General features: G+C 61.4%; 9 protein-coding genes and 1 pseudogene. All 10 read right to left on the bottom strand.

Translation table 11 applies throughout. From position 1 onward, the window contains the following. Window positions 1-397: 397 nt before the first annotated feature. On the bottom strand, window positions 398-1,375 hold the full coding sequence (locus BFL40_RS14395) for a LysR family transcriptional regulator (RefSeq protein WP_071484625.1): 978 nt from the start codon (window positions 1,373-1,375) through the stop codon (window positions 398-400). Between the two features lie 52 nt (window positions 1,376-1,427). Continuing rightward, window positions 1,428-2,369 carry a peptidylprolyl isomerase gene (locus BFL40_RS14390; RefSeq protein ID WP_071484624.1) on the bottom strand — a complete coding sequence of 314 codons (942 nt, stop codon included), beginning with the start codon at window positions 2,367-2,369 and terminating at the stop codon, window positions 1,428-1,430. Further along, window positions 2,366-2,839, bottom strand: a complete 474-nt coding sequence (locus BFL40_RS14385) for a YbjN domain-containing protein (protein ID WP_071484623.1) — start codon at window positions 2,837-2,839, stop codon at window positions 2,366-2,368. Before BFL40_RS14385 ends, BFL40_RS14390 begins: the two co-directional genes overlap by 4 nt. Window positions 2,840-2,859: 20 nt before the next feature. Continuing rightward, on the bottom strand, window positions 2,860-3,498 hold the full coding sequence (locus tag BFL40_RS14380; RefSeq protein WP_071484622.1) for a DNA repair protein: 639 nt from the start codon (window positions 3,496-3,498) through the stop codon (window positions 2,860-2,862). 18 nt (window positions 3,499-3,516) lie between these two features. Continuing rightward, complete coding sequence (locus BFL40_RS14375) at window positions 3,517-5,208, bottom strand: putative porin (protein ID WP_071484621.1); 1,692 nt, start codon at window positions 5,206-5,208, stop codon at window positions 3,517-3,519. A gap of 53 nt (window positions 5,209-5,261) precedes the next feature. Beyond that, on the bottom strand, window positions 5,262-5,981 hold the full coding sequence (locus tag BFL40_RS14370) for an energy transducer TonB (protein ID WP_071484620.1): 720 nt from the start codon (window positions 5,979-5,981) through the stop codon (window positions 5,262-5,264). A gap of 2 nt (window positions 5,982-5,983) precedes the next feature. Next, complete coding sequence (locus tag BFL40_RS14365) at window positions 5,984-6,409, bottom strand: ExbD/TolR family protein (RefSeq protein WP_071484619.1); 426 nt, start codon at window positions 6,407-6,409, stop codon at window positions 5,984-5,986. An 11-nt stretch (window positions 6,410-6,420) separates the two neighbouring features. Then, window positions 6,421-8,241, bottom strand: a complete 1,821-nt coding sequence (locus BFL40_RS14360; RefSeq protein ID WP_071484618.1) for a DUF2341 domain-containing protein — start codon at window positions 8,239-8,241, stop codon at window positions 6,421-6,423. A gap of 20 nt (window positions 8,242-8,261) precedes the next feature. Beyond that, window positions 8,262-9,836 carry a ShlB/FhaC/HecB family hemolysin secretion/activation protein gene (locus BFL40_RS14355; protein WP_071484630.1) on the bottom strand — a complete coding sequence of 525 codons (1,575 nt, stop codon included), beginning with the start codon at window positions 9,834-9,836 and terminating at the stop codon, window positions 8,262-8,264. A gap of 262 nt (window positions 9,837-10,098) precedes the next feature. Continuing rightward, window positions 10,099-10,348 (bottom strand): annotated as a pseudogene (locus tag BFL40_RS34705) (transposase); the annotation flags it as partial. Between the last annotated feature and the right edge of the window lie 190 nt (window positions 10,349-10,538).

Raw genomic sequence — 10,538 nt, 5'->3', positions numbered from 1 at the left:
CACATTTGGATCTCCATACATCAGGGAAACTGCAATCTGCCCTGCTTCTGATCTGGCCTTTGCTCCACACCACTCAGGTCGGCTTTCAGGCCGCCGTGCTCTGCTTTTGATCTGCTTGTGATCTTGATCTCAGGCGCCCCATTAACCACGATGGCCGCACGCAGGCTTGAATCCGTGGGTAACCCGGCAGGACGCCGGGTTAGCCGCGCTGGGCCAGGGATGGCCCATCGCGGCGGCCCACGGATTCAAGACTGCGTGCGGGCACACCGAGCCACAGCGAGGTGCCGAGTGGTGGGGCAAGAGCCTTTTGCTTACTTTTGGGCTCCTTTCAAAAGTGAGCCGCTGTAAGAGCGGAACCCATCTCCGCCATCACCTAAATAACGGATATACCCCCAGATCAATCAAACCACTCCCGCCGCCCCTCAAACGTCCCCACAATCAACTCAACAATCATCTGCACCGCCCCCGCATCCCGCACGTGCGCATTCACCGCCAGCCACACCTGCCGCTGCATGGTCTGCGCCAACAACCCCGGCAACGCCACCAGCCCACGGTCAAAACTGCCCATATAGTGCGGCAACAACCCGATGCAGGCACCACAGCGGATCATCTCCAACATCAGCGAGTAAGCCTGCACCTGCACCACCGCCGCCAAACGCTGTTCCACCACATTGTTCCAAGGCTGCAACGCACCAACCTGCTCATCGGGTTGCCACTGCACCAGCATGTAGTCGTCGAGATCTTCGACACTGTCCGGCCGCGTCATCAACCGCGAATAACGCTTGGCGATATGCGGCAAATACTGCAACCGCGCCAGAGACCGAGGCGGTTCGGTGGCAAAACTCGGGCCGGGCACAGGGCCGTCGGCATCCGACAACCACACCACCACGTCCGCATCCACCGCTTGCAGGGACAGATGACTGTCGATCGAGATGATCTCCAAACGCACACTGGCATTGCGCCGCAACAAGGCGATCAGATCACGACCGAGAATGTCATGCAGGATCGGCTCGGCCACGGCCAGGCGAATCAGCGGTTGTTCCACCACCGGCAGGCGCCGCTCGCGGGCCAGGGCCGCCAACTGCGCTTGCAGTTGCTGGCCGTCGCGGCTGAGCACCAGGCCATTACCCTGATAGCTGAACAGCGAATGACGCAGGTGTTCTTCCAGTTGCGCCAAGCGTTTGCGCAACAGCGTCGCCTTGATATTCAAGCTGCGCGCCGCCTGCATGAAACAGCCACAACGCGCGCTGACCATGAAGTAACGCGCCACCTCCGGCTCAATCTCATCGGCCAGTGCCAGCCAGGCGCCGCGCGGTTCATTCTGCGCGCGATAAGGTGCAGCCCCCTGGGGGCCGGACGGTTCTAGATATGCCATGGGAGACTCCCTGTCTTATAGGTCTTGTGCATCCAATCCACGCCCGCGCGTGTTACTGCAGCAGCTTGTTCAACTCGGCACCGTCGATGCTCAAAGTCGCGGTATTGAGCATGCCTTCCAGGTAGGCCTTGGCGATCTGTTCCTGACGCTGGGCGCGCAAGGCTTGGGTAAGGCGTTCACGCAGTTCATCCAGGGTTGCGGTACGTGCCGGTTGCTGGCCGGTGAGTTTGAGCACATGGAACCCCGCCGCACTTTGCACCACGTCCGAGACTGCGCCGACCTTGAGGCGCGACACCGCGCCGCGGACTTCGGGCACCAGTTGCTGCAACGGCTGCATCCCCGAATCGCCACCTTGTTGCGCGGTGCCGGGGTCCTGGGAGTATTGAGTGGCCAGAGCGGCAAATTCACCCGGTGCCGCCTGGGCCTTGCGACTCAGTTCCTGGGCCAGGCGACGCACGGCGTCAATGCTTTGTGGGTCATTCACCGCGAGGAAAATCTGGCTGACCTTGTACAACGGCGGTGTCACCCATTGCGCCTTGCCGCTGTCGTAAGCCTGCTGCAATTCAGCGGCGCTGGGGTAGTCGGCCGGCACCTGGCTGACCGAGAGCATGTAGTCGCGAAACACGATTTGCTCGGTGGCAGCTCGGGTTTGTTGCTCCACCTCGGGACGCTGACGCCAACCTTGTGCGTCGGCCTGCTCGAGCACGACCTTTTGCGCCAGGCGCGAGCGAATCCAGCTCTCCAGTGCGCCACGGTTACCGCGCAATTGCTCGCGGGATTCGGCCGGCAGGCTGGCCAGCACCGTTTGCAGTTCAGGCAGGTCGATCTGTTGGTTACCCAGGCTGGCCACCGCTGGCCCATTGCGTTCGGGGCTCATAGCCGGTGCCGGTTGCTGGGCGGCGATCGGGTCACTGCCCGGTCGCAGACTCAACCCCACCGCCACGACCAGCAAGGTCAGCGCCCCCACGCCGACCAGCAGAGTTGGCTTCTTCACAGGACAGGCGCCTCTTCATCCACCGCAACTGCGGCGGCCTGGGCTTGCAACTGCGCGGCTTGCTGACTGTATTCACGCAGGTAGACGATAAATTCCTGCAACAGGCGATCCCACAATTCCAGTTGGCTGCGCAAGTGTGTGGCGCCGACGCCGGCCACCACCACGTCCATTTCCATCAGCAGAAATTCACCCTGCACCGACAACCGCGCAAAGCGTCGCGACGTGTTCCACACCTCAGCCAGGCCCTTCGGTAATTCGCCCTGCACGCGCAGCGCACAGCTGTAGGTGAAGTCCACATAACTGCCCTGCTCCGCTGCCGGGTTGCCGAAGCGCACGGCAAAGCCGATGCCTTGGCTGGCGCTGAGCAATTGCACGCTACCGTTCTGTTCGGTCTGGTTGACGCGGTAACCGGCTTCCTGCAACAACTCGGTGAGGCTTTGGGCGGTAACGCTGGTGATCAATTCGCTCATGGTGATCTCTTCCTTGTCTATCAGTGATTGGCAGTTGCCTGGGGCGCATCAAAACGGCTCTTGTACAAATCGTCGCCAAAGCCCTGGGCCAGTTCCTCGAACTTGACCCGAGCACCACTGGCGAAGGGCTGGCGAATACTCATCACCTCGGCCACATCGATTTTTTCGTAGGCGGCGAGCAGTTGCTGCGCCACGCCGTACATCTGTTGATTCTTGACTGAACATTGCTGCACTTGTGTGTCACGTTCGGTCAATTGCGCCTGTAAGCGGGCGCGCTCGGTCTCTTTGCCCTTGGCCAGCACCAACAGTTCGTCGTAGGCGTTCTTGAACTTGCCGATCTGTTCATTGCTTGCAGCTACCTGGGCTTGCGCCTGGCTGTGCAAGTTCTGTTGCTGGCCGGCCATTTGTTCAGCCACGCCACGGGCCTTTTCAAGCTCGGCGGTCAGCTGCTTGATCTGCGCCTGGGCCTGCTTGGCTTGGGCCTCGGCGGCAAGCCGCGCAGCACTGGCCTGGGCCTGCTCGCTTTGCAACGCCTGCAACTGCTGGGTGGTGCTGCGCAGTTGCGTACGCAGGCGTTCTTCCATGCCTTCGGCACACGCACTGCCGACGACCAGCAGGCCCAGCAGCAACCCGTAGCGCGGGTGGATTCGCATCTTCATGTGTGAGCCCCTTGCGCGTTAAAAGCGCGTGTTGATTTCAAGCTGCAAGACGTCGATGTCGAATGGTTGGCCATACACCGCCTGGGAACTCAACCAGCGCCCGGTGGCGGAAACGTTCTTGGCCAAGCCATAGTTGCCGCCCAGGAAGTAGCCCTTGGCATTGGTCCCGCCAAGGTGGAACGAAGAGTCGTTGAAACCGTCCGGCAAGGCGTCGGGCTGGATGTACTTGTAGCCGGCGAAGAGGTTCCAGTCGCCCTGCTTCTGGAGCTCCAGTGCGTTGCCGAGGGTGAACTGCACCATCATCGCGTTGGCGCCGCTTTCGATTTTGCCGTCGCGGATGTTATTGACGATCTCGCCTTCGGAGCGCTTGCGCATCTCACCTTCGTCATAACCCAGGTTGTGCACGTAATTAGCTTGTGTGCGCAGCTTGAAGTCCGCCGGCAGTTCGGATTCCCAGGCCAGGTTCAGGTCCAGCAAGTTGAACTCCGAGGCCAGCCCGACAAACTGTGGGCGCGGTGTGGTCACCGGGTTAAGCGGGTCGGCAGTGAGGTTGCGCAACAGGAACACGGTGTTGCCCTTCTGCATGAAGGCTGGACGACTGCTGTCGGTGTTGCAGCCCGGCTCGCCTTTCCACGGTGAGCAAGGGTTGGAGCGCTGACCCTGAATATCGTCGAAGCGGTAATAGGCCAGCGCACCTTTGAGCTTGTTGCTGTCGTTGATTTTCCAGTTGGCACCCAACTGTGCGCCGTACAGCCACTTGTTGCTGCTGCTTTCCTTGTCGAAACCGTTGCTGGTGGAGGTGTCAGAGCTGTAGTCCACCGGGAATGCACCCACGGTACCGAACAGCCCCCACTCCCGGTTCAGTGAGTGATTGAAAATCGCCGCGACGCCGTCGAAGTTCAGGTCGTTGGAGTACAACATGTCAGTGGAGTAGAACGGGTTGGCGATACGCCCACCGGTCAGGGTCAAGTAGTCGGTGGTACGCCAAGTCAGGTAACCCTGATCCAGCCAGATTTCTTTCTTGTTGAACCCGCCACCCAGGGTCTGGGTGGTGGACACCGGATTGTTATCGGAGCCAGTCCCGATACGCACGCCTGCGGTCCAGTCCGGCGCGATTTGCGCCTTCATGCCCAACCGTGCACGCAGGCGGAACAGATTGGTGCGGTCCTCGCGGGTGTTAAGCAAGGGCGGCGCGGCGAAGTTGCTCTTGTTGTTGACGTCGTAAGGGCCTCTTTCGTTGAGCCTCGCGTAGTCGATCATCTCGTTGCCGTTTTTGCCCGAGAAGTAGCGCGACTCATCCCGCAGGCGGATGTCACCGTCGAAGCTGATCCGCGAGACCCAATCCGGGAAGGTATTGGGCTGGGCCCAGTTTTCCTGCTTGGCGGTGGCCATGACTTCAGCCTTGACCTCATCGCGAATCTGCTCGCGAACGATGTTTGGAATGTACTGCACCCGAACATCGCCTTTGCCCGTCGCCGGCGCGGCGGCCACGGCGGCATTGGTTTGCCTGGCTTGCACCGCTTCCTTTTCCGCCTGGGCAATCAAGCCGTCGGCCTGATCCTGCTTGAGCACGCCTTGCTGGACCAGCAGGCGGATCAGATTGATCGTGGCGTTCTCCGATGGCGCGGCCGACGCCGCTGCCGCCGGCCCTATCAGGGTGGTCATGACCAGGCCGATCGCCAGGGACAATCGATTCACGTTGGAAATCATCGCTACACAGCTCCTATGTACACATCGTGTGTTCAAGTCGTTAACAGGTTCGGTTAGCCCGGACGCCGCCCTTGCAGGGACACGCGCACCGGCAAGGTCATGCTGGCCGGTGGTCGCTCGCTCAACGCCGGCGCTGCACGCAGGGCCGCAATCACCTGGGTATCGAGCTGCGGGTTGCCGCTGGACTTCACCAACTCCACCCGGGTGATCTCTCCCACGGCGCTGAGCCACACATCGGCTTGCAACGAAAACGCCTGGTTGCGCAGGTCCGGGTTGTCCCGCAACACCCGCTGGAAGGCATAAGCCAGGAACTGGCTGTAGGTGCCATTGCCCAGGCGTCCTCCTCCCGCACCGGCCATCCCGCCGCCCTTGCCTGCGCCGATGTTGAAAGCGTCGTTGCCGGACTGGGCGTCGCCGTCCATCTGCATCGGCTTGGCCAAGTCGTCCGCCGGGCTTGGCGGTGCCTCCTCTTCAGGCTTGACCTCTTCGGGTTCAGGGGTGGGCTCCGGCTCCACCACTTTTTCTTCCACCTGGGGCTCTGGTTCCTTGGGTTTCTCCGGTGGCGGAGGCGGTGGTGGCGGCAATGGAATGATGGTCGGCACTTTCGGCGCCTCCCGCCGTACGCCGCTCATGTCATTGGCCCACTGCCACAAAAACCACGCGGCGACGGCGCCCAGCAGCAGGCCGGCAGCCCATTGCGCGATACGCCGCGCAGACGGCTTGCCCTTGGGCGTACGCACTGGCGTCGGGTTGATTGGTAATTTGGCGGTCATGGTCAGCCCTGGCTCGGTTTGCCGGTCACCAGCCCGACCTGGGACAACTCCAGGCGCCGCAGCAGGTCCAGCACTTCGATGACCTTCTGGTACTGCACCGTCGCATCACCGCGCACGATCACCGGGAAGTCAGGGCTTTGGGCCTTCTCAATGCGCAAGCGGTCTTCCAGTTCGGCCAGGGTCACCGGGTAGGCGTCGAGAAACACTTGCCCACCGTCGTTGACCGAAATCGCCTTGGTCTTGGCTTCGGACAGCGACACTGATGCACTGGCCTTGGGCAGGTTGATCTGGATCCCCGAGATTTGGGCGGTGGCGGTGAGGATGAACATCACCAGCACCACCATCAGCACGTCCACCAGAGGCGTGATATTGATCGAGTCGACGGGAGCGTCATCGTCGTCATCATGGGAGGTGTTCACACTAGCCATGCTGATTCCCCTCAGGCCGGTACGGACGTGTTGGCGTGATTGCCGCGCTGGTGCGCCGCTTCACTGAACTGGCTCTCCCCGTGCATCTCCGCCAGGCGAGTAATGAACTCGTCGACGAACACGCGCATGTCGGCGCTGACTTCCTTGTTGCGGGTGATCAGGCGGTTGTAGCCAAACAGCGCGGGAATCGCCACGAACAGGCCCATGGCAGTGGCCAGCAAGGCGGCGGCCATGCCCGGGGCGATCGCATTGATGTTGACGTCACCGGCCATGGCCGTGCCGAGGAACACCACCATGATCCCCAGCACGGTACCCAGCAGCCCGATGTACGGCCCACCGGCGATGGCGTTGGACAAGGTCGACAACTTGGAACTCAGTTGCTGGTTTTCCCGGGTACGCACACCGTCCATGGAACAGCGGATCGCTTCGATGGTGGCTGCCGACACCGAGGAGGTATCGGCGCCCTGCTGACGGCGGGTACGGATTTCCTTGACCGCCACCTGGTACAGGCGCCACAACGACGAATGCTCAAGGCGCTCGGCCAGCTCCCTGTCGTCGGCAAACATCTCCAGGCGAGTGCCGACCGTGGCGAACTGTTCGCGGAAAATTTCGTTGGCGTTGCTGACCCGCGTCACGCTGCGGTTTTTGCGGATCATGATGATCCACGACTGGAACATCATCAGCACCAGCACCGCGATGATCACCCAGGCATCGATCGGTACGGCCTTGAGCAGAAAGCCCAGGCTGCCGAAGCCAAACCCTGACTGCTGCTCATCGACGCCATACACCACCAGCTTCGACTCGGCGCCCTGGGCGCTGGCATCCGCCAGCAACAGTGCGGCCGGCCGGGCCACTTTGGACAAGCGCAGCTCATCGATGGCGCCAGTGAACCCCTGATACGCACTGAGCGCTTCAGCACCGGCCGGGGCCGGCAGATCGGCGCCAATCGCCATGACCGAATTGAACGCCGGCATGGCCACCGCCAAGCTCGCGGTTTCGCGACCATTGACGTACAGCGAAACCTTGCTGCCTTGTGCCGTCAGGGCCAGGTGCTGCCATTGGGCGGGGTTCAGCGGGCGGCTCGACAGCGCGCGCTGGCCGTCGATTTCCACGAATGGCGTGCCTTGGCTCAAGCCCACCAGCAGGCTATTGGTGCCCTCGCGACGCGCCAGCACCAGTTGCTCGCCATTGGCCTGATCCATGCGTAACCAGGCACTGAGGGTAAACGCACCGTCAATGCTGTGTTGCAACGAAGGGCTGGCCGGCAACAACAGGGGGTGGCCGCCGAGTTGCAGCGCACGCCCGATCACCCCGTCGATGCTCGCACCGGTCGCGTTCTGCGCGGTGTTTCCATAGGCCGTGGTGTCTCGGGGCGGGATACCGTTGGCGCCCTCAAAGTGATACAGCGCGGTGTAGCTCGGATCGAAAGTCAGCTGACCGCTGCCGGTGGCCGGGGCTTTCGGATTGCCGTAGTACATCCACAGGTCCTGGCGTTGACCGCCTTCGACCTTGGGCACGTCGACCCAGATCAGCGCCATCCCCATCAGTGGGTCGAAGCTTTCGATCTGGTGGTTGAGCACAGTTTTGTCATCGGCGGCGACGAAGCGCAGGTCCGAGCCATCCTCCTTCACGCCGTCAAAGGTGAAGTTGCCGGTGTGCAAGCGCACCAGCATCGCCGTACGCCCCAATGCTTCGTTGATGCCCGCGCCCTGGGGCGTGGTGTCCACCGAGATTTGCTTGCGGTAATGCCAATCGTCCTGCCACCAGGCATGGGCCGTCGCCGGGAGCGCGAAGCCCAGGCAGATCAACAGGGAAAGAAGTAAACGCTGCATGACTAATGCTCCGGATAAGGTCAAAACGTCGCTTGCACGCTGAAGTGCAACCGCGAGGCTTGTTTGGCGGTGTTGGGGCCATCGATCAGCGGGTAGCCCCAGTCCAGGCTGCCGGACACCCATTTGCTCAAGCTGGCGCGGGTGCCGAGGCCGACACTGGCCAGGCTGAAATCAGCTTTCTGCTCGGGAAGTGGCTCACGCAGGGACAGCTGAGCGCCTTCGGCGAACGCATAGAAGCGCCACTCGTTGACGTAACTGCCCAAGTACTTGGCCAGCGAAGGCGTACGTAGCTCCTGGGACAGCAAATAACCGTTGTCCCCGGTGCGCTCGGCCGCCAGGTAGCCACGCACCGAAGTGGCACCACCTGCGGAGAACTGCTCGTTGGACACCAGCGGCCCCGAGGCCAGTTGAAACGCAGCCTTGGACGCGGTTTGCCAGTCATTGGCGAAGGTGTAGGTGTAATTGGCATCGCCTTTGAGCACGGCAAAACTTGGGTTGGCGCGATAACGCTTGTAGTCGAAGTCGTCTTCGGAACTGTTGTAGCCCAGCAGGCTGCGCGTCCCGACGACCAGGCTCAGGCCCAGCCCCAATTGGGATTTTTCGGTGTAGCGAAAGCCGTTGTAGCCGAAGGTAAACGGCGCGTATTTGAGCGGCACGCTGTCGGAACTGCTGCCGAATTTCAGCTGTTCCTCGAAGTCTTTGAAGTCCACACCGACAGAAAAGGAATTGGCCCAACTGCCTGCGGCCGGCAAGGTATAGATCGCCGACACGCCGTAAGAGTGACCTTTGCCCAACACGTTGCTGCCACCGATGGTGGCCACGTTGCTGTCGGACTTGTAGCCGGAGAACTGCACGCTCCAATGTTCGTTCAAGGGGGCCGAGTAAGAACCTGACCACACCTGCGCGTTGTCACGGTCCTGAGGCGCGGTGAACCAGGTCAACGAGATGCTGTGACCCAGTTGCCACAGGTTGTCGTAGCCCACGCTGGCGATGCTGCGCAGCTTCTCGGTGTCGGCGCTGTAGTCGTTGTTCAAGCCCAACGTGGCGTGCCAGGGGTTCTTGTCATCCACCTGCAGGTCGACGTCCAGGGTGCCCGGGCGCTGGCCTTCGCGCACCAGAGGCATCACCTGGCGCCCCGGGGTTTTGTTGAGGTCCGCCAGCTCGCTCTGCACCTTGCCGAAGTCCGGGACTTCGCCTTCTTTGAGAGCGGGTACTTCGTCACGGATCTCCACCGGCGAATAGTGCTTGGCACCTACGACCCTTACGCGACCGACACGGGTCTCGCTGACCTGCAAGAACACGATACCGTCTTCGACCTTTTGCTCCGGCAACTCGACGAACACCGATTGATAGCCACGGGCCTGGTAGATCTTTTGCAGTGCCTCGCGGGCGCCTTCGATGTCGCTCAAGGCCTTTTGCGGCCCCAGAAACGGGTACACCGCCTCTTCAATGTCACGCGCATCGAGCACTGTGTTACCACGCACGAAGTACTCATTGACGTCGACCAACTTGGCCGCTGCCTCCTCGGCCAATGCGGGGTGTGCCAGCATCAGCCAACACAACGCCACGCCCCCTGATCTGAACAAACGCTCCACGCCGCCCCCTGGATTTTCGATGGTTGCCTTCACTGTCTGCACAGCGTTCGGCCCGTTCAATGGTTGAAAGTCTGGCTGGCACCGTGCCGGGCAACCCAGGTGTGCAACAGCGCAAAGTTCAAGGAGAACTCCGGCATTTGCAGCAGGCCACCACAGAACACTTCACCGATGATTTTCTGGATCAGCAGCACCGCCTGCGGGTGGTCCAGCAACGTGGCAATGCTTTGCTTGAAGGCATTGAACGACCAGACCGATTGGTTCAGGTCCAGGCCGACAAACCAGCGGAACAGCAGGTTGTAATTGAGCTGCTCATACAGTTGCTGTTCGCTGGGTACGGAATAGAGCAACTGCAGCAGCAGGATGTGTATGACCGTGGGCGGTGCGATCAGCATGCCTGGCACGCCGTTGAGGCCATCCAGCACTTCGCGGTGCAGGTCGAACAGATCGTCGATTTGCGGCCTGAGGGCGACCAGGGAATGGCCCGGCGGGACATAGCTGGAAACGCCCTTCATTGCACCTTGCCAATCGTCCTGGGAGACGATCCATACCCATGGCGCACCGTAGCGATAAACCGACACCGGCTTCTTGCGCGCGGCCTCGACAATCTTCGACAGGCGTTGATCCAACTCCTGCATGCCCACTTTTGCGTAGCGTTCCATAGTCCCCATCGCCTCACTCCCGACGCCCTGCCCACCGCAGGAA

The organism is Pseudomonas costantinii (assembly GCF_001870435.1).
Classification (GTDB): Bacteria; Pseudomonadota; Gammaproteobacteria; order Pseudomonadales; family Pseudomonadaceae; genus Aquipseudomonas; species Aquipseudomonas costantinii.
Note: the sequence above shows the minus strand (reverse complement) of the source record. Positions and strands in the feature narration are given on the sequence as shown.

Bases quoted from the DNA above. Each gene is read 5' to 3' on its own strand.
- BFL40_RS14395 (WP_071484625.1), bottom strand. From the start codon at position 1,375: ATGGCATATCTAGAACCGTCCGGCCCCCAGGGGGCTGCACCTTATCGC.
- BFL40_RS14385 (WP_071484623.1), bottom strand. From the start codon at position 2,839: ATGAGCGAATTGATCACCAGCGTTACCGCCCAAAGCCTCACCGAGTTG.
- BFL40_RS14380 (WP_071484622.1), bottom strand. From the start codon at position 3,498: ATGAAGATGCGAATCCACCCGCGCTACGGGTTGCTGCTGGGCCTGCTG.
- BFL40_RS14375 (WP_071484621.1), bottom strand. From the start codon at position 5,208: ATGATTTCCAACGTGAATCGATTGTCCCTGGCGATCGGCCTGGTCATG.
- BFL40_RS14370 (WP_071484620.1), bottom strand. From the start codon at position 5,981: ATGACCGCCAAATTACCAATCAACCCGACGCCAGTGCGTACGCCCAAG.
- BFL40_RS14365 (WP_071484619.1), bottom strand. From the start codon at position 6,409: ATGGCTAGTGTGAACACCTCCCATGATGACGACGATGACGCTCCCGTC.
- BFL40_RS14360 (WP_071484618.1), bottom strand. From the start codon at position 8,241: ATGCAGCGTTTACTTCTTTCCCTGTTGATCTGCCTGGGCTTCGCGCTC.